Raw genomic sequence first — 19,762 nt, 5'->3', positions numbered from 1 at the left:
CCTGAATGGCAAGCCTCATCCCCTGTCCGCATTGCGGCGTCCGTCCGAAAGAAGAGTTTTCGATCCGGGGCGACGCATCGCTGGTGCGCCCGCATCCCGAGGCATCGGATGAAACCTGGCACGAATACGTCCACATCCGCACCAACCCGCGTGGGCGCTACCGCGAACATTGGCAGCATGTTGCCGGCTGCAGGCGTTGGCTTGTCGTCGAGCGCGATACGGCCACCCACACAGTTTTTTCCGTAACGGACGGGGCTGCTGCCGCGCGGGAGGAGAGCCGATGACCGCCAGTCGCCTTCCATCCGGCGGTCTGGTCGATCGCGGTAGCACATTGAGTTTCAGGTTCGACGGCCGGGTAATGAGCGGGTTTGCCGGCGATACGCTGGCATCGGCTTTGCTTGCCAACGATCAGCTTCTGATCGGCCGCAGCTTCAAGTATCACCGGCCGCGCGGCATCGTTACCGCCGGGGCGTCCGAGCCGAATGCGCTGGTCGCGATCGGTAAGGGAGCGAGCACAGATCCGAACACCAAGGCCACGGTTGCCGAGCTCTATGACGGGCTCGACGCCCGCAGCCAGAACCGCTGGCCGTCGCTGAAATACGATCTCGGCGCGATGAACGGCCTGTTGTCGCCTTTCCTTGGCGCGGGTTTTTACTACAAGACCTTCATGTGGCCGGCGTCCTTCTGGGAGAAGGTCTACGAGCCCGTCATCCGCAAGGCTGCCGGACTTGGGCGCGCGGTGCTGGAGCGCGACCCGGGCTCTTACGAGAAATGCTGGGCGCATTGCGATCTGCTGGTCGTCGGCTCCGGTCCGGCCGGGCTGATGGCGGCTCTGGTGGCCGGGCGGGCCGGATTGCGCGTCATTCTCGCCGACGAGGATTTTCGACCGGGCGGCTCGCTGCTGGCGGAAACCATACGTGTTGGTGATGCATCGCCGCAAGTTTTCGCCGAAACGTCGATTGCCGAGCTTCGGTCGCTGCCGAACGTCACCATCATGCCGCGCACCACCGTTTTCGGCTGGTATGACGACAATGTTTTCGGCGCGGTCGAGCAGGTGCAGAAGCATGTGGCGGTGCCGCAGGCCAAGCTTCCGGTGGAGCGGCTCTGGCGCATCGCCGCCAAGCGGGCGCTGCTGGCGACGGGCGCCGAGGAGCGGCCTCTGGTCTTCGGCGGCAATGACAAGCCGGGCGTGATGATGGCCGGCGCCATGCGCACCTATGCCAACCGTTTTGGCGTGGCGGCGGGCAAGTCTGTGGCGATCTTTGCCAATGGCAGCGCCGGCTATCAGGCCGCACACGATCTGACGGCCCATGGCATGGAGATCGCCGCCATCATCGACAGCCGCGCCGATGCGGCGGATGTGGCTCCCGCCGGTGTTCGCGTTATCCGGTCGGGTTCCGTCATCGATACGCAGGGGCGCCAGCGTCTGTCCGGTGTCGTCGTTGAGCGTTCGGGCTTCGAGGAAACCATTGCCTGCGATGCGATCGGCATGTCGGGCGGCTGGAACCCGGTCATTCATCTCGCCTGCCAGCGTGGCGCAAAGGCGCTGTGGTCACAGGAATTGCAGACCTTCCTGGCGCCGGATGTCGGCAATGGGCTGGTTGTCGCCGGTTCGGCGGCCGGGCACTACACTTTGGCTGCTTGTCTGGCGGACGGTGCGGCAAAGGCGGCTGCCATTGCTGCCGATCTCGGCTTTTCGGTGGCCGTCCAAGCGCTGCCGGTTGTGGGGGAGGAGGTGGATCCCTCGTTCACCGCGCTGTGGTATTCCCCGGGTGCCAAGGCGAAGGCCTTCGTCGATTTCCAGAACGATGTTCACGTCAAGAATATCGGGCTCGCCTTGCGCGAAGGCTTCGGCCATGTCGAGCATGCCAAGCGCTACACGACGAACGGCATGGCAACGGATCAGGGCAAGCTTTCCGGCATCAATGCGACAGGGCTTCTGGCTGCCATGCAGGGCATCAGCCCCGCCGATGTCGGTACCACCACCTTCCGGCCATTCTACACGCCGGTGGCTTTGGGCGCGCTGGCCGGGACGTCGCGCGATGAGCATGCAGCCCCGGTGCGCAAGTCGCCTCTCTATGGCTGGGCGGAAAAGAACGGTGCCGTCTTTGCTGAGTCCGGGCTCTGGTATCGGCCGGCTTACTTTCCCCGGCATGGCGAGAAGACCTGGCGGGAGAGCACCGACCGCGAGGTTGTGAACGTGCGCCAGAATGTCGGCCTCTGCGATGTCTCGACGCTCGGTAAAATCGAGATTTTTGGCCCGGATGCCGCCGAATTCCTCAATCGCCTCTATTGCAATCCGGTCCTGAAATTGCCGGTCGGCAAGGCGCGCTATGGGCTGATGCTGCGCGAGGACGGCATGGTCTACGACGACGGCACGGTCAGCCGCTTGTCTCCTGGACATTTCTTCGTGACGACAACGACGGCGCTGGCCGGCGGCGTCATGTCCCATATGGAATATTGCGCGCAGGTGCTCTGGCCGGACCTCAAGGTCCGTTTCTGTTCCTCGACCGATCAGTGGGCGCAGATGGCGATCGCCGGTCCGAAGGCGCGGCTGGTGGTTCAGGCGCTGGTCGAGGACGATATCTCGGACGCGGCGTTTCCGTTCCTTGCGGCCGGTATCGTTACCTTGAAGGGTGGCCTGACGGCGCGTCTGTTTCGCATTTCCTTTTCCGGCGAACTGGCCTTTGAGCTCGCGGTGCCCGCGGGCTCCGGCGCAGCTGTCGCAGATGCGATCATGGAGGAGGGCAGGGCGCACGGGATCTGCGCCTACGGCCTGGAGGCGCTGAACGTGCTGCGCATCGAAAAAGGGCATGTCACCCACGCCGAATTTGACGGCCGCGTGACACCCGACGATGCCGGCTTCGGGCGGATGGTCTCGGCGCAGAAACCGGATTTCATCGGTAAGCGGTTGTCTACGCGCTACGGTCTGACCGCTGCCGACCGGATGCAGATGGTGGGACTGAAGCCGGTGGAGGCGGACCAGCATATCCGTGCCGGGGCGCATCTGCTGCGCGAGGGCGCGAAGCCTTCGACGCTCAACGATCAGGGCTATGTCAGCTCTGCCTGCTTTTCGCCCACACTCGGCCATGACATCGCGCTCGCCTTCCTCAAATCCGGCCGCGAGCGTTATGGCGAGCGCATCGTCGTCTGGGACAAGCTCGCCGGAGCCGAGGTCGTGGCCGAGGTCTGCACCCCGGTCTTCGTCGATCCCGGCAATGCCAGATTGAATTCTTGAGGTGGAGGCGGACATGACGAAACCTTACATTTCCGGCCATGCCCTGGATGCGCGGATTCCCGTCGAATCCGGCATCCGTGCCGTCGATCATCTGGAAGTTCCGCGCGAATATGCGGTTGCACTCGTGATGGCGATGGAGGGTGAAGAGGCTGCCGTCGGCGCCGGTCTTGCGGTGGCGGGCGATGTCTCCCTGCGGTTCATCGGTCCCGGCGAATGGCTGGCACTGTCGCAGTCCGAAACGCCGGAGGAGTTGCACCGCAATCTGTCGCTGCTTCTCGCCGACAATGCCTATATTGTCGACCAGAGCGACGGCCGGGTCGTTCTCAGGCTTTCCGGCCCCAATGTCCGGCGCATCCTGGCCAAGGGCATCGGTATCGATCTGCATCCGGCCGTCTTCGAGATCGGTGCGTCGTCGAACGTTCTCTGCGGTCATATCAGTATCAATCTTTCCCGCACCGGCGAGAACGAATTCGAGCTGATCGTCATGCGCAGCTTTGCCGAATCGTTGTTCGATGATCTGCGGCTGATGGGACGCGAATTCGATCTTTCGGTCGATTTTTCCGCGCAAGGATAAAAGCGCCGTCGCGTGCCGCTTCGCCTTCTCGCCGTCGGGAAATTGGCTGGCTCGCCCGTCCGCAGGTGCGCCCACTTTTCGGTGCCAGTGGCACACGTATGCGCTTCTGGGCAGTCCGGTTTCATATTCGAGGTGAAATCGGGCGTCGGGAACAACCGTTCCTGATTATTATTTTATTCTAATATGCGCGTAGCGGACAAAAACTGCTCAAAACGAAGCCGCGAAGTGATGATTTTTTGAGTTTTCCGGCTTCGGATGCACCATTTCAAGTCAGAATGGAAAGAAATTGTCAGTCTCTCACTTTTAGGCTTCCTTTTTCTTTCTAAAGCGGTATGGAATCTGCATTGGCAAATGATGCTCAAAAAGAGCACAAAAACAAGAGATATGACCGATACGGATCATATCCGGGGGATATAGATGGAGTACTTTGTCCAGCAGCTCGTCAATGGGCTGACGCTTGGCTCAATTTACGGTTTGATAGCCATTGGCTATACAATGGTTTACGGCATTATCGGCATGGTGAACTTCGCTCACGGCGATATTTTCATGCTTGGCGGTTTCTCGGCACTGATCGTTTATCTGCTTCTGGTCTCGCTGTTTGGCGGAGTCCCGATTGCGCTGGCGCTGTTCGTCATGATCGTCGTTGCGATGCTGATGACCGGTCTGTGGAACTGGGTCATCGAGAAGATGGCTTACCGGCCGTTGCGCGGTTCGTTCCGGCTCGCGCCGCTGATCACCGCGATCGGCATGTCGATCGCGCTGTCCAATTTCATTCAGGTGACACAGGGACCGCGCAACAAGCCGATCCCGTCCCTGGTTTCGTCCGTCTATGATGTCTTCGGCATTTCGATCTCGCTGAAGCAGATCATCATCGTCACGGTCACGGCGGTGCTGCTGACGATCTTCTGGTACGTCGTCAATCACACGCCGCTTGGCCGCGCCCAGCGGGCCACCGAACAGGACCGGAAGATGGCGGCGCTGCTCGGCATCGATGTCGACAAAACGATCTCCATCACCTTCATCATGGGTGCGGCGCTCGCAGCCGTCGCCGGGACCATGTATCTGATGTATTATGGTGTCGTGGTGTTCACGGACGGCTTCACGCCCGGCGTCAAGGCGTTCACGGCGGCTGTTCTCGGCGGTATCGGTTCGCTCCCGGGTGCCGTTCTCGGCGGCCTGATGATCGGCCTGATCGAATCGCTCTGGTCTGCCTATTTCACGATTGACTACAAGGATGTCGCGACATTCTCGATCCTCGCCATCGTGCTGATTTTCAAGCCGTCCGGTATTCTCGGACGTCCGGAAGTCGAGAAGGTATAGTTTCATGACAAACACGACGTCCAACCCCGTAAGCGCCGACAGCAATCTGACGGCGCGGGCTCTGCGCGAAGGTTTTTTCGCCGGCCTCATCTCTCTCGGCCTTTTCGTTCTGTTCGTCGGTCTGAAGACCGACCAGAACATCCTCAACGAGCTTATCCTGGTCAAGCGCTGGGGTCTGCTGGCGATCTTCGTCGCTGTCGCCGCCATCGGCCGGTTCGTGGTGGTGGCCTATATCCGCCCGTTCACGGAGCGGCAGAAAGTGACCAATCTGGTTACCGGATTGCTGCCCGACAGCGTTGCGACGCGGTTCTTCAAGCTGCCGGCTTTCATTGCCGCCGTTGTCATCGCCCTGGCGCTTTTGGTGTTCGGAAGCACGATCTCGGCGTCGGTCCCGCCGACGGCCGGCGCCTATCTCTCGCTGATCCGCGGCGCTGCCATCATCTATGTGCTGGCATCGGTGTTCTTCTACTTCCGGGCCTATATCGTCGCGAATTTCAGCATGCTCGCGATCATCGCGCTCATTCTTTATCCGCCTGTCATCCTGGCGTTGACCGGCGTGCAGGGCTCGCTGAAATGGGTCGATAACTTCGGCGTCCAGATCCTTATCTATGTGATGCTGGCCTGGGGGCTGAACATCGTCGTCGGCCTCGCCGGCCTGCTCGATCTCGGCTATGTCGCCTTCTATGCCGTGGGCGCCTATTCCTACGCGCTGCTGTCGAGTTATTTCGGGCTTTCCTTCTGGATCCTGCTGCCGCTCGCGGGTATTCTGGCCGCTTTCTGGGGCATGATCCTTGGCTTCCCGGTGCTCCGGCTCAAAGGCGATTACCTTGCCATCGTGACGCTGGCCTTCGGGGAAATCATCCGTCTGGTTCTGATCAACTGGACGGCCGTGACCAAGGGAACCTTCGGGGTTTCGGGCATTCCCAAGGCCACGCTGTTCGGCATCAAGTTCGATGCCTCGAAGGATGGTTTCGCAGCGCTGATGGGGCTGCCGATATCGTCGGCCTACTACAAGATCTTTCTGTTCTATCTCATCCTGGCTCTGGCGCTGCTGACGGCCTTTGTGACCATCCGCCTGCGCCGCATGCCGATCGGCCGTGCCTGGGAAGCCCTGCGCGAGGACGAGATCGCCTGCCGGTCGCTCGGCATCAATACCGTGACGACCAAGCTGACGGCCTTTTCCATCGGCGCAATGTTCGGTGGGTTTGCCGGCTCGTTCTTTGCGGTCCGCCAGGGGTTCGTCTCGCCTGAATCCTTCGTCTTCCTGGAATCGGCCATCATTCTCGCCATCGTCGTTCTCGGCGGCATGGGCTCGCTGGTCGGCATTGCGGTTGCTGCGGTGGTGATGATCGGCGGCACGGAACTGCTGCGCGAAATGACCCTTCTCAAGCAGATTTTCGGGGAGGACTTCACTCCGGAACTCTACCGCATGCTGCTCTTCGGCATTGCCATGGTCGTCGTCATGGTCTGGAAACCGCGTGGATTCGTCGGCTCTCGAGAACCGACAGCCTTCCTCTACGAACGCAAGAACGTTTCCGGCAGCTTTACCAAGGAAGGGCACGGCTGATGGCCCTTGAGACAAACACGATGACGAGTGACACAATCCTGAAAGTCGAGCATCTGTCGATGCGCTTCGGCGGACTGATGGCCATCAACGACCTGTCGTTCGAGGCCAAGCGCGGCGACATCACGGCGCTGATCGGCCCGAACGGCGCCGGCAAGACGACGGTCTTCAACTGCATCACCGGCTTTTACAAGCCGACGATGGGCATGATCTCGCTCAACCGTAAAGGCGGCCAGGTGCATCTGTTGGAACGGATGACCGATTTCGAGATCACCCGCGATGCGAAAGTGGCCCGTACCTTCCAGAACATCCGGCTGTTTTCCGGCCTGACCGTTCTGGAGAACCTGCTGGTTGCGCAGCACAACAAGCTGATGCTCGCCTCGGGCTATACCATTCTCGGGCTGCTCGGTTTTCCGACCTACAAGCGCGCGGTCGGAGAATCGATCGAAGTGGCCAAATACTGGCTGGAGAAGGCAAGCCTTCTCGACCGCGCGGACGATCCGGCCGGTGATCTTCCCTATGGTGCGCAGCGCCGCCTGGAAATTGCCCGCGCCATGTGCACGGGACCGGAATTCCTGTGCCTGGACGAGCCGGCTGCCGGTCTCAACCCGCGTGAGTCCCTCGCGCTCAACGAGTTGCTGCGCGGCATCCGTCAGGATACCGGCACGTCGATCCTGCTGATTGAGCATGACATGTCCGTCGTCATGGAAATTTCCGACCATGTCGTCGTCTTGGAATACGGCCAGAAGATTTCGGATGGCACGCCGGACCACGTGAAGAACGATCCGAAGGTGATTGCCGCCTATCTCGGTGTCGAGGATGATGAGGTCGAAGACGTGATTGCCGAAGTCGAAGGCGAAACGGGGGGAGCGCACTGATGAGCGACACGCTTCTCCAGGTAAAGGCCGTTGAAACATACTACGGCAACATCCGGGCGCTTGGCGGCGTCGATGTCGAGGTCAACAAGGGTGAAATCGTCTGCATGATCGGTGCCAACGGCGCCGGCAAGTCGACCCTGATGATGACCATCTGCGGCAGCCCGCAGGCCCGTACCGGCTCGGTCATTTTCGACGGCCAGGACATTACCCATATGCCGACGCACGAGATTGCCCGGCTGCGGATCGCGCAGTCTCCGGAAGGCCGCCGGATCTTCCCGCGCATGACCGTCTATGAAAACCTTCAGATGGGCGCCAGCCTCGATAATCTGAAATATTTCAACGAGGATGTTGAAAAGATCTTCACGTTGTTTCCGCGGCTGAAGGAACGTCAGGCGCAGCGTGGCGGCACACTTTCGGGCGGCGAGCAGCAGATGCTGTCGATTGGCCGTGCGCTGATGGCCCGCCCGAAGCTGTTGCTTCTCGACGAGCCGTCGCTGGGTCTGGCGCCGCTGATCGTCAAGCAGATCTTCGCGGCGATCAAGGTTCTCAACAAGGAGCAGGGGCTGACCGTGTTCCTGGTCGAGCAGAACGCCTTTGCCGCATTGAAACTGTCGGATCGCGGCTATGTCATGGTCAACGGCAAGGTGACCATGAGCGGCAGCGGCAAGGAACTGCTGGCCAATCCGGAAGTTCGCGCCGCCTATCTGGAAGGCGGCCATCATTGATGGTGGTTCCGCATGCGGTATCCGGACGGTTTGGTCCGGATGCACGGCGGCGGTGCAAATTCAAAGTTTTGGCGCGTTGCCGCACGTCCGGCTGGACGCGGGACGCTCTAAAGGGGAGCAACTAGGATGCAAGGCATTCTCTACGAAGAACCATCCATTCTGAACTTCATACTGATCACGGTGGTGATGGGCGGCTGGACCGCGTGGCGTACCGGAAAGAGCGCTGCCGAAGGCTGGAAGAACTATTCGGTGCTGATCATCTATACGCTGCTTCTGGGCGTTGCGATCCGCTTCATCCACCATGCGCTGTTCAACGGCACGATGTTGACTTTGCAGTATTATATCGTGGACACGATCGTACTTTTGTTGTTTGCTTTTGCCGGTTATCGCTACTACCGTACGAAGCAGATGACCAACAATTACTACTGGCTGTACGAGAAGGCATCGCCCTTTTCCTGGAAGGCCAAATAAGAGGGAACCCCGCGGCGGCGTGTTCAGCGCCAAGGCGGACATAAGAACACCGGCGCGATTAAGGTGGGTATCGTGACTGGTTTTAAAAAGGCACCCGCTCAATTTTTTGGGAGTAACAAGATGAAAAAGTCACTTTTGTCAGCTGTTGCGCTGACTGCAATGGTCGCTTTCAGCGGCACTGCATGGGCTGACCTGCTGGTTGGTGTTGCTGGCCCGCTGACCGGCCCGAACGCAGCTTTCGGCGCACAGCTCCAGAAGGGTGCCGAGCAGGCCGCAGCTGACATCAACGCTGCCGGCGGCATCAACGGCGAGCAGATCAAGATCGTGCTCGGCGACGACGTTTCCGACCCGAAGCAGGGCGTTTCCGTTGCCAACAAATTCGTTGCTGACGGCGTCAAGTTCGTCATCGGCCACTTCAACTCCGGCGTTTCGATCCCGGCTTCGGAAGTCTATGCCGAAAACGGCATCTTGCAGATCACGCCTGCCTCCACCAACCCGGTCTTCACCGAACGGGGCCTGTGGAACACCTTCCGTACCTGCGGCCGTGACGACCAGCAGGGCGCCGTTGCCGGTGCCTACATCGCTGCAAACTTCAAGGACGGCAAGGTTGCCGTCGTTCACGACAAGACACCTTACGGCCAGGGCCTTGCTGACCTGACCAAGGCTGCCATGAACGAAGCCGGCGTCAAGGAAGTCGTTTACGAAGGTATCACGGCTGGCGACAAGGACTTCTCGGCACTGATCGCCAAGATGAAGGAAGCCGGCGTAACGCTGGTTTACTACGGCGGTCTGCACACGGAAGCCGGTCTCATCATGCGCCAGATGGCTGACCAGGGCCTGAAGGCGACCCTGATGTCTGGCGACGGTATCGTTTCGAACGAACTGGCTTCGATCGCTGGCGATGCTGTCAACGGCACGCTGATGACGTTTGCTCCGGATCCGCGCAAGAACCCGGCTGCAAAGGAACTGGTGGAAAAGTTCCGTGCTAACGGCTTTGAGCCGGAAGCCTACACGCTCTACTCCTATGCTGCTCTGCAGGTCATCGCTGAAGCTGCCAAGACCACCGGCGGCAACGACCCGCAGGCTGTTGCCGAGAACATCAAGGGCAAGGGTCCGTTCAAGACCGTCATCGGCGACTTCGGCTATGACGAAAAGGGCGACATCACCCGTCCGGACTACGTCATGTACACCTGGAAGAAGGGTGAAGACGGCAAGTTCAGCTACTTCGAAAACGAATAATCGTTTTCGGCATAGCGCCGATTGGTCCTTCTGGATCGCGAAAGGCCCGGCATTGCCGGGTCTTTTTGCGTTTTTCATCCGGGCATTGGTTCGGGGGCGGGAACCGGCGAATCGCGGAGAGTAGGGTCTCGATTTTCAGCATGCTCAACTTTTGATTGCTTCTATGTAGAAATACATCCGGTTGGCCTTGGCGGCCAATTGCTCATCGCCGAGAATCGGCAGATAGTGATTTCCCATAAGGCAGGCGTTGCGTCGCCTAAACTGTGTGCCGGCGGCGCCATGCCAAGGAACGGAGACAGGATCCCGAAGAGGATCGTGCCGATGTCGGCGCCGGCGGAAATGACCGGGCGTCAGCCGATATGCGGGAAGAAATGCTTGAAGGGCGGGAACAGAGTGGTCCCAAACCAGGAGTTCTTCATGCGCTCGTCAAAGGTCATCTTCCCCCCAATCGCCGATGAACGTGCTTCGACTGCAATCCCCTTGATGCGGCAAGGGAGATCGTCTCTCGCCTGGCTGCTACCGCCGCTGATCGCGGCCTGCTTGTGGCCTGTGATGGTCAGGGCGCATGACGCGCCCTCGGGCTGGAGCTATCCGTTTTCCTGCTGCTCTAACCTGGATTGCCGGCCGGTGGCGACCAAGGCGATCAGCGAGAAACCGCAGGGCTATGTGATCAATATCACAGGCGAGGTCGTGCCCTATGCGGACAAGCGCATCAGGGTCTCGCCGGACGGTGAATTTCACTGGTGTTCGGTGGCGGGCAAGGATTCAAGCCGGACCCTTTGCCTCTTCGTGCCGCCGCACTCCTATTGAGTTGATCGCTCATACCTCGTGCAGGGCGTTCGCGGCCTTGACGGCGGCGGAGGCACGGTTTTCGACACCGAGTTTGACGTAGATCTGCTCCAAGTGCTTGTTGACCGTGCGGGCGCTGAGGCCGAGGATTTCGCCGATGTCGCGGTTGGATTTGCCCTTGGCGATCCACAGCAGCACCTGGGCCTCGCGCACCGTCAGCGAAAAGCTCTGCCGGAGGATTTCGTCGTCGCTGGTCTGGCTGACACCGGTGAGCCGGAACAGGAATTCATCGCCGCCGATGGCGCCGAGATAGGCAAGCTGCAGCACAGGCTGACCGTTCTGATGGATCATCAGCGGGCCGTCCCTGGAGACGCCGTGTTTCTCGCGCTCCTGCAGCCATTTGCTGATGTGGACGGCAAGCGTATCCAGCCCGTCGTCGCGCCCGGTGGCGGCATTGACCAGACGGGTCGCCTGCGGCGTCGACCACTGGATGGTGCCATTGCTGCGCACGGCAAGCAGGTGGCGCCCGGCGGCGTCCAGCGCCACGCGCGCACTTTGCGCCGAGCGTGCATTGGCAAGGTGCACGCGGATGCGGGCGCGCAGTTCGTCGATATTGATCGGCTTGGAAAGATAGTCGACGCCACCGGATTCCAGCGCATGGACGATATGTTCGGTTTCGGTCAGCCCGGTCATGAAGATCACCGGAACCTGCGCCACCGCCGGATTGGTCTTCAGCGTCCGGCAGGTGTCGAAGCCGTCCATGCCCGGCATGACGGCGTCCATGAGGATGACGTCGGGTGTAATGCGGTCGACGACGTTGATCGCCGCCTTGCCGGAAGTGGCGATCAACACGGAAAATCCGGATTGCTCCAGGGCATCGGTAAGGAACCCGAGCGTTTCGGGACTATCATCCACGATGAGCACGATGTCGCGCGGATGCACGGTTTCATTCACCAGCCGGTCTCCCCTGTTTGTTGATGTTCTGCAGGAAGTCGGCATAGCCGGCAAGATCGAAAGCCTGAACGTAGGTCTTGACCGCCTCGGTAAACGGCTGATTTTCCTCCTGACGCGCGAGATCGGCGAGCTTGGCCTCGATGCCGCGGACATAGCCGATTTCGCCGAGCCGGATCAGCTCCTCGACATGGGCGACGCCGGGGGTCTTTACCGCGCCCGTGGGCTTCGGCTTCGGTGGCGGTTGTAGGACCGTGTCGCTGTAGACCCATTCGAGGGCCAGATGAACCGCCAGCTTGTCGTGCAGTTGGCGGATATCGAAGGGCTTGGCAAGCGTATCGTTGTGGCCGGTATGGGTGTCGGCCGCCGTGCCGTCGCCGATATTGGCCGAAAGCATGATGATCGGCGCCGTCTGCTCGTGATCGCGCAGCCGCGTGACCAGCTGCCAGCCGCTCATGCCGGGCATCGAGATGTCGATCAGGAAAAGATCGGGCTTGATGCCCTCGATCAGCGTCAGGCATTCCGTGCCGCCCGCGGCCGTCAGGACGACGAAATCGAGCGGCATCAGTACCTCGCGCATCAGGTCGCGATGGTCCTCGTTGTCATCGACGACGACGATGGTCCGGCGTGGACCGGCATAACCGGCGATCTTGCGCACCGAGGGCAGGGAGGCCGTCGGACGGGCAATCGCCGACAGCATCAGCCGGACGCGAAACGTCGAGCCCTTGTCGCGCTCGCTGCTGACGTTGATCTCGCCGCCGAGCGTCTGGGTCAGAAGCTGCGTAATGGTGAGCCCCAGTCCGAGCCCAGGCATCGGCCGGATATGCTCGGCCTCGCCGCGCTGGAACGGCTCGAAGATGCGCGGCAGGTCCGTCTCCGAGATGCCGCGGCCCGTATCGGAGACCGTGAACGTCGCCACCTGGCTGCGATAGGCGACATCGAAGCGGATCGTCCCGGTATCGGTGAACTTGATCGCGTTGGAGAGCAGATTGACGAGAATCTGGCGCAGGCGCTTTTCGTCGGTGCGGACATATTGCGGCAGGCTGCTGGCCCGCTCGTGTTCGAAGACCAGACCCTTGGCCTGCGCCTGCGGCCGGAACATGTCGGCGATCTGGTCGAGGAAATCCTGGATGTTGATCTCGTTGGAATAGACCTGCAGGCGGCCGGCCTCGATCTTGGAAATATCCAGCAGCCCGTCGATCAGGCCGGAGAGATGATCGGCACTGCGCTTGATGACCTTGATGGCCGACTGGCGCGGTGCGGGAATGGTCTCGTCGCGCTCGAGGATCTGGGCATAGCCGAGGACGGCGTTGAGTGGCGTGCGCAGTTCGTGGCTCAAGCCTACGACATAGCGGCTCTTGGCGCGGTTGGCCGCTTCCGCCGTTTCCTTGGCATATTGCAGGGCGGCGTCGGTCTTCTTGTGGGCGGCGATTTCCTTCAGGAGCAATGTGTTCTGGCGCGAGGATTCTTCTTCGGCCACCAGCCGGCTGTCATGGGCAAGCACATAGAACCAGCAGACGACGCCGGTGACCACCGCAAAGACGAAGAACACCACACCGACGGTCCGGTTGATCACCGAAGCCGTCTCCGGCGAGGCCGTGCCGGTCTGATGCGCGATCATCGCCAGGATGGCGCCGATGCCGGCGATGGAAAGGACAACGGCGATCCCGTATCGGCCAAGGCGGGTGGAGAGTGTTTCGGTTACCTTCTGCGGCAGCAGGGTCTTGGCAACGACGGCGGCCTGGTAGTTGAAGCTTGCATGCGGCTTGCACATGTCGTGGCAGCGGCTGTCGAGCGAGCAGCAGAGCGAGCAGATCGGTGCCGAATAGGCCGGGCACCAGGCCATGTCTTCCGGCTCGAACGGATGCTCGCAGATCGAACAGGTCACAGTCGAAAGGTTCTTCCAGCTCTGGCGCGGCTTGCGGGCGAGGTAATATTTACCCTTGGTGCCCCAGGCGATGGCAGGGGAGACGATGAAGGCGGTGATCAGCGCGATATAGGGAGCCAGGGACGCCGCCAGGGCGCCGAGCAGGCCGAAATGGGCGATGAGCGCAATCAGTGCCGATGCGGTCATCGCACCGACGCCGACCGGATTGATATCGTAGAGATGGGCGCGTTTGAACTCGATGTTGGGTGGGGCAAGACCGAGCGGCTTGTTGATGAACAGGTCGGCCGAGATCGTGCAGAGCCAGGACATGGCGATGATCGAGAAGATGCCGAGCGTTTCCTCCAGCAGCTTGTAGATGCCAAGCTCCATCAACAGCAGCGCGATCGCCACGTTGAACATCAGCCAGACGACACGGCCGGGATGGCTGTGGGTGAGGCGCGAGAAGAAGTTGGACCAGGCAAGCGAGCCGGCATAGGCATTCATCACGTTGATCTTTAGCTGCGACACGACCACGAAGGCGGCCATCAGCAGCAGGGCCGCGTTGTGCCACGGGATCATGTAGCCGAAGGCGGTCAGGTACATATGCGCGGGGTCGGCGGCATCTTCGACCGGGACGCCGGCGCTGAGGCACAGGACGACGAGGAAGGAGCCGGCCAGCAGCTTCGGAGCGCCAACGATCACCCAGCCGGCACCAGCGAGGAACACGGCGAAACGATGCCGCAGCTTGCGTTGGCCTTCCGGCGGCAGGAAGCGCAGAAAATCCACCTGCTCGCCGATCTGCGCCATCAGGGCAAGGATGACGGCGGAGGCGGCACCGAATTCGACGAGCGAAAACGGCGCGAAGGAGCCGGGTGCGCCGGCTGCCTTATGGGCGCCGGGGAAGGCGAGCCAGAGGTCGAACTTGCTCCAGTCGGCCAGCGCAATGAAGATGAAGGGCGCGATGTTGAGAATGATCCAGAAAGGCTGGGTCATCAGCTGGAACTTGCTGATCAGCCGCACGCCGTGAGTCACCAGCGGGATGACCATCACGGCGCTGATGATATAGCCGATCCAGACGGGGATGCCGAGCGCCAGTTCCAGCGCCGCCGACATGATCGAAGCCTCGATGGCAAACAGCATGAAGGTGAAACTGGCATAGATCAGCGAGGTGATCGTCGAGCCGATATAGCCGAAGCTGGCCCCACGGGTGAGCAGGTCGATATCGACGCCGTGGCGGATGGCATAACGGCTGATCGGCAGGCCGACGCCAAGCATGACGAGGCTGGCGGCAAGGATGGCGATGATGGCATTGGTGGTGCCGTAGGAGAGCGTGATGGCACCGCCGATCGCCTCCAGCGCCAGGAAGGAGATTGCCCCGATCGCCGTCTGCGAGATGCGCTGCGACGAGAACTGCCGGGCGCTCTTGGCGGTGAAGCGCAGCGCGTAGTCTTCCAGCGTCTGGTTGGCGACCCAGCGATTATATTCGCGCCGGACCGGAATGATGCGCTGGCGTGCTGTCATCTGCTGCGTGCGTTTCCCTTGGGTCCCTGACAAGCGGCATTTTTTGGGCCGCAACAAAGTCGTAACACAGAAAATCGCGATCCTTAAGTGTGCTGCATTGCACACTTCGCCCCGGTGTCTACGTCAATTGACGTATACAGAATTGCCCGTCCCCGGCGGATAGTTCGTTGACGAACGGTAAAGGTCTCCCAAGAGCCGTCGTCAAAAGAACGAGAGGGGTTCACAATGAAAATCAAATCTCATGTCATGAGCGCGTTCCTGGCTGGTGCACTGGCCACGACGGCATTCTCCAGCGTCTATGCCGCCGAAGACACGATCAAGGTCGGTGTGCTGCATTCGCTTTCCGGTACCATGGCGATCTCCGAGACGACGCTCAAGGACGCCATGCTGATGCTCATCGAAGAGCAGAACAAGAAGGGCGGCCTTCTCGGCAAGAAGCTCGAGGCTGTCGTCGTCGATCCGGCCTCCGACTGGCCGCTGTTTGCTGAAAAAGCCCGCGAATTGATCTCTGTCGATAAGGTCGCTGCCGTCTTCGGTTGCTGGACATCCTCGTCGCGCAAGTCGGTCCTGCCGGTTTTCGAAGAGCTGAATTCGATCCTGTTCTACCCGGTCCAGTATGAGGGTGAGGAATCCTCGCGCAACATCTTCTACACCGGTGCCGCGCCAAACCAGCAGGCCATTCCGGCTGTCGACTACCTGATGAACACCGAAGGCGTCGAGCGCTTCGTGCTTGAAGGCACCGACTACGTCTATCCGCGCACGACCAACAAGATTCTCGAAGCCTATCTGATTGCCAAGGGCATTCCGAAGGAAGACATCCTGATCAACTATACGCCGTTCGGCTTCTCCGACTGGCAGACGGAAGTCGCCAAGATCAAGGAATTCGGCTCGGCCGGCAAGAAGACCGCCGTCGTCTCGACCATCAACGGCGATGCCAACGTTCCGTTCTACAAGGAACTGGGCAACAAGGGCATCAAGGCAACCGACATCCCGGTCGTCGCCTTCTCGGTCGGTGAAGAAGAGCTTGCCGGTCTCGATACCAAGCCGCTGGTCGGCCATCTGGCCGCCTGGAACTACTTCCAGTCCGTCGACGCGCCTGCGAATGCCGAATTCATCAAGCAGTGGCACGCGTTCACCAAGAACGACAAGCGTGTGACCAACGATCCGATGGAGGCCGCCTATATCGGCTTCAACGCCTGGGTGAAGGCCGTCGAAGCTGCCGGCACCACCGACACAGACGCCGTTCTCGACACCATCATCGGCACGAGCGTTCCGAACCTTTCCGGCGGATATTCCACCGTCATGCCGAACCACCACATCACCAAGCCGGTGCTGATCGGTGAAATCCAGGCGGACGGCCAGTTCGAAATCGTTCAGCAGACACCTCAGGTTGTCGGTGACGAATGGTCCGACTACCTACCCGACTCGAAAGACCTGATCTCCGACTGGCGCAAGCCGATGTCCTGCGGCAACTTCAACGTTGCAACGGGCAAGTGCGGCGGCAAGGGCTCCTGATTTCATCAAGGCCAATATAATCCGGAAACGGCTTCGGAGCCGTTTCCCCCAAATCATACGGATACAGTGCGACGTAGCATCAATACCCTCCGTTCAGGTCTCCCATCTGGACGGAGGACAGTCCTTGCCTCGCCGGGTGTCTGGCATGTTTTCTGCATGGTGAAGGCCAGGGGTACGGCTCGGGATGCCAACCCTGTCCGATCTGGTCGTCGGACGAGCGGATTGCGGAAATCTTAAGCAACAGCGCCGGCATCAAGCGTTTTTCAGGCAATGCGCGGCTGCCCAAGCCAACGGAACAAGAAGAGCTCATGTATCGCGCCATCCAGACCTTCCTTGTCGCTCTCTGCCTGCTGGTCAGTTGCCTTGCAACGGGCCTGCGCGCCCAGGAGGATATCCGCCCGCTGGTCGATGCGCTCGGCGCCACCAGTTTTCCGCAGAAGATCGAGGCCGTCAAAGCGCTCGCCGCGTCGGGCAATCCGAAGGTTGCCGATATCCTGCAAAATCTCACCGACGGTAAACTCTACGCGCCGAAGGCCGGCGGCCCGGTCTATCTCGAAGGTCCGGCGGATGGTGCCTATATCGATGTCCTGACCGGCGCGGCCGCAGTCGATGTTCCCGGCAACCTTGCCAAGATCAGGCTGAACAATGGCTTGCGTGGCGCGATCGGCGCGGCGCTGAGCCAGCTGACACTTTTAAGCCCGGACCGTTCCGCCCGTCTGGCTGCGTCGCAGGACCTGCTGAAAGATGCCAACCCGAACAATCTGGACCTTTTGAACTCTGCCCTCGCGCAGGAAAAGGACGCCGAGATCAAGGCGACGATGGAAGCGGCGCGCGCCGTCATCCTGCTCAAGACCGATGCCAGTGCAGAAGACAAAAAGGCCGCCATCGACATGATCGCCGCGCGCGGAAACCGCGATGCGCTGACGATCCTGACCGCGGCCATGGACAATGCGCCGGATGCGTTGAAGCCGGCCATCGAACAGAACATCAGCTCCATCAAAAACAGCCTCGCCCTATGGGACGTGGCGCAGAACGTCTGGTACGGCCTGTCGCTCGGCTCGGTGCTGTTGCTTGCCGCCATCGGGCTTGCCATCACCTTCGGCGTCATGGGCATCATCAACATGGCGCATGGCGAAATGGTCATGCTCGGCGCCTACACCACCTATGTCGTGCAGCAGACGGTCGCTTCGGTGGCGCCCGGAATAGCCGATTATTCGCTGGCCTTCGCGGTTCCCGCTGCCTTCCTGTTTACCGGTCTGGTCGGAGTCTGCATCGAGCGCAGCGTCATCCGCTGGCTTTACGGCAGGCCGCTGGAAACGCTGCTCGCCACCTGGGGCATCTCGCTCATCCTGCAGCAGGCGATCCGCACGATCTTCGGGCCGACCAACCGCCAGGTCGACAATCCAAGCTGGATGTCGGGCGCCTTCGAGTTCGGTGGCCTTGCCATCACCTATAACCGCATGTGGATCATCGTCTTTTCGCTCGGTGTCTTCGTCGCGCTGCTGCTGCTGCTCAAGCGATCGAAATTCGGTCTTCAGATGCGGGCCGTGACGCAGAACCGCCGCATGGCATCGTCCATGGGTATTCGCACCCCTTGGGTCGATGCGCTGACTTTCGGTCTCGGTTCCGGCATTGCCGGAATGGCCGGTGTGGCGTTGAGCCAGATCGACAATGTCTCGCCCAATCTCGGACAGAACTATATCATCGACAGTTTCATGGTCGTGGTCTTCGGTGGGGTCGGCAATCTCTGGGGGACGCTGGTCGGCGCTTTGACGCTCGGCATCGCCAACAAGTTCCTCGAGCCCTATGCCGGTGCGGTGCTGGGCAAGATCCTTATCCTCGTCTTCATCATTCTTTTCATCCAGCGGCGGCCACGCGGCCTGTTCGCGCTCAAGGGAAGGGCGGTCGAACAATGATCACGCAAATGCTTTTCAGCCGGCACGAGAAGAAAACCATCTGGGCGGTGTTCCTGATCCTGCTTGCCGCTGCCCTGGTGCCGCTCGCCAATCTGCTGATCCCGGAAGGCAGCGCGTTTCATGTCCCCGGCTATCTGGTGCCGCTGCTCGGCAAGTACCTGTGTTATGCCCTTCTGGCCTTGGCGCTCGATCTGGTCTGGGGTTACTGCGGCATTCTCTCGCTCGGCCATGGCGCGTTCTTCGCACTCGGCGGTTATGCCATGGGCATGTACCTGATGCGCCAGATCGGCGACCGGGGCGTCTATGCCAACCCGCTTCTGCCGGATTTCATGGTCTTCCTGAACTGGCAGGAGTTGCCCTGGTATTGGTACGGCTTCAACCATTTCGCCTTCGCCGCGCTGATGGTTGTGCTGGTGCCCGGCCTACTGGCCTTCGTCTTTGGCTGGTTCGCCTTCCGCTCCCGCGTTACCGGCGTCTATCTGTCGATCATCACCCAGGCGATGACCTACGCGCTGCTGCTGGCCTTCTTCCGCAACGAGATGGGGTTTGGCGGCAACAACGGCCTCACCGATTTCAAGGAAATCCTCGGCTTCAATGTTCAGGCTGGTGGTACGCGGGCGGCACTGTTTGCGGCCACAGCCATAGCACTCGCATTGGCTCTCGTTCTCAGCTCCGCCATCGTTCGCTCGAAATACGGCAAGGTGCTGGTCGGCGTGCGCGACGCCGAAAGCCGGACCCGGTTTCTGGGGTACCGGGTCGAGAATATGAAACTGTTCATCTTCACCGTCTCGGCGATGATGGCGGGTGTCGCCGGGGCGCTCTATGTGCCGCAGGTCGGTATCATCAATCCAGGTGAATTCGCGCCGGCCAACTCGATCGAAGTGGTCATCTGGACGGCAGTCGGCGGTCGCGGCACGCTGATCGGACCGATCATAGGCGCTATTCTCGTCAACTTCGGCAAGAGTATCTTCACCGCCGCCTTCCCGGAATTCTGGCTGTTTGCGCTGGGTGCCCTGTTCGTTGCAACGACGCTGTTCCTGCCCAAGGGCGTGGTCGGCACGGTCCAGCAATTTCTTGCCCGGCGCAAGGAACAGAAAAAGGCGGATGCCGTCGAGCAGGCCTATCAGGACAAGGCGGCTGCCAAGGCGGAAAGCCAGCTTGCAACACTTGAACCCCAGGCCGCGGAGTAAGATC

Annotated in this window: 14 protein-coding genes and 2 pseudogenes; 14 read left to right on the top strand and 2 right to left on the bottom strand. The window is 60.7% G+C overall.

The features are described from left to right. Positions 1-5 precede the first annotated feature (5 nt). The 11 genes and pseudogenes from ADU59_RS26285 to ADU59_RS26240 all read left to right on the top strand — a co-directional run bounded on the left by ADU59_RS26285 (position 6) and on the right by ADU59_RS26240 (position 10,819). Positions 6-284 carry a sarcosine oxidase subunit delta gene (locus ADU59_RS26285; RefSeq protein WP_068958197.1) on the top strand — a complete coding sequence of 93 codons (279 nt, stop codon included), beginning with the start codon at positions 6-8 and terminating at the stop codon, positions 282-284. Further along, positions 281-3,238, top strand: coding sequence for a sarcosine oxidase subunit alpha family protein (locus ADU59_RS26280; protein WP_068958195.1), 2,958 nt, complete (start codon positions 281-283; stop codon positions 3,236-3,238). The genes ADU59_RS26285 and ADU59_RS26280 overlap by 4 nt, the downstream gene beginning before the upstream one ends. 13 nt (positions 3,239-3,251) lie before the next feature. After that, complete coding sequence (locus ADU59_RS26275) at positions 3,252-3,812, top strand: sarcosine oxidase subunit gamma (RefSeq protein WP_068958193.1); 561 nt, start codon at positions 3,252-3,254, stop codon at positions 3,810-3,812. 417 nt (positions 3,813-4,229) lie between these two features. Continuing rightward, positions 4,230-5,132: a branched-chain amino acid ABC transporter permease gene (locus ADU59_RS26270; RefSeq protein ID WP_068958192.1), complete on the top strand. Its 903-nt coding sequence runs from the start codon at positions 4,230-4,232 to the stop codon at positions 5,130-5,132. Between the two features lie 4 nt (positions 5,133-5,136). Then, positions 5,137-5,415: pseudogene (locus ADU59_RS31405) on the top strand (DUF3382 domain-containing protein); the annotation flags it as partial. 204 nt (positions 5,416-5,619) lie between these two features. Then, positions 5,620-6,699 (top strand): annotated as a pseudogene (gene livM, locus ADU59_RS26265) (high-affinity branched-chain amino acid ABC transporter permease LivM); the annotation flags it as partial. Beyond that, positions 6,699-7,574, top strand: coding sequence for an ABC transporter ATP-binding protein (locus ADU59_RS26260; protein WP_068958188.1), 876 nt, complete (start codon positions 6,699-6,701; stop codon positions 7,572-7,574). The pseudogene livM and the gene ADU59_RS26260, both read left to right, overlap by 1 nt. Next, positions 7,574-8,299 carry an ABC transporter ATP-binding protein gene (locus ADU59_RS26255; protein WP_068958186.1) on the top strand — a complete coding sequence of 242 codons (726 nt, stop codon included), beginning with the start codon at positions 7,574-7,576 and terminating at the stop codon, positions 8,297-8,299. Before ADU59_RS26260 ends, ADU59_RS26255 begins: the two co-directional genes overlap by 1 nt. A gap of 126 nt (positions 8,300-8,425) precedes the next feature. Then, positions 8,426-8,770 carry a DUF6867 family protein gene (locus ADU59_RS26250; protein ID WP_068958185.1) on the top strand — a complete coding sequence of 115 codons (345 nt, stop codon included), beginning with the start codon at positions 8,426-8,428 and terminating at the stop codon, positions 8,768-8,770. Positions 8,771-8,890: 120 nt separating this feature from the next. Beyond that, a complete protein-coding gene (locus tag ADU59_RS26245) occupies positions 8,891-10,009 on the top strand; it encodes a branched-chain amino acid ABC transporter substrate-binding protein (protein ID WP_068958183.1) in 1,119 nt (372 codons plus the stop codon). 552 nt (positions 10,010-10,561) lie between these two features. Beyond that, positions 10,562-10,819, top strand: coding sequence for a hypothetical protein (locus ADU59_RS26240; protein ID WP_068958325.1), 258 nt, complete (start codon positions 10,562-10,564; stop codon positions 10,817-10,819). Between the two features lie 9 nt (positions 10,820-10,828). Here ADU59_RS26240 and ADU59_RS26235 read toward each other — a convergent pair whose 3' ends face one another. Together ADU59_RS26235 and ADU59_RS26230 are read right to left on the bottom strand one after the other, a co-directional pair. Next, positions 10,829-11,752 (bottom strand): response regulator transcription factor, encoded by a 924-nt coding sequence (locus tag ADU59_RS26235; protein ID WP_068958181.1) that lies wholly within the window; start codon positions 11,750-11,752, stop codon positions 10,829-10,831. Continuing rightward, positions 11,745-15,137 carry a hybrid sensor histidine kinase/response regulator gene (locus ADU59_RS26230; protein ID WP_068958179.1) on the bottom strand — a complete coding sequence of 1,131 codons (3,393 nt, stop codon included), beginning with the start codon at positions 15,135-15,137 and terminating at the stop codon, positions 11,745-11,747. The genes ADU59_RS26235 and ADU59_RS26230 overlap by 8 nt, the downstream gene beginning before the upstream one ends. Before the next feature lie 225 nt (positions 15,138-15,362). Between ADU59_RS26230 and urtA the strand changes: the two genes are divergently transcribed. The 3 genes from urtA (at position 15,363) to urtC (ending at position 19,758) form a co-directional block, all read left to right on the top strand. After that, positions 15,363-16,652, top strand: a complete 1,290-nt coding sequence (gene urtA / locus ADU59_RS26225) for an urea ABC transporter substrate-binding protein (RefSeq protein WP_068958177.1) — start codon at positions 15,363-15,365, stop codon at positions 16,650-16,652. A gap of 308 nt (positions 16,653-16,960) precedes the next feature. Beyond that, entirely contained in the window at positions 16,961-18,568 is a 1,608-nt protein-coding gene (gene urtB, locus ADU59_RS26220) for an urea ABC transporter permease subunit UrtB (protein WP_068958175.1), read from the top strand. Between the two features lie 8 nt (positions 18,569-18,576). Further along, entirely contained in the window at positions 18,577-19,758 is a 1,182-nt protein-coding gene (gene urtC, locus ADU59_RS26215; RefSeq protein ID WP_425332059.1) for an urea ABC transporter permease subunit UrtC, read from the top strand. The last annotated feature ends 4 nt before the right edge of the window (positions 19,759-19,762 follow it).

The organism is Pararhizobium polonicum (assembly GCF_001687365.1).
Lineage (GTDB): Bacteria > Pseudomonadota > Alphaproteobacteria > Rhizobiales > Rhizobiaceae > Pararhizobium > Pararhizobium polonicum.
This window is presented reverse-complemented; position numbering and strand designations above follow the sequence as displayed.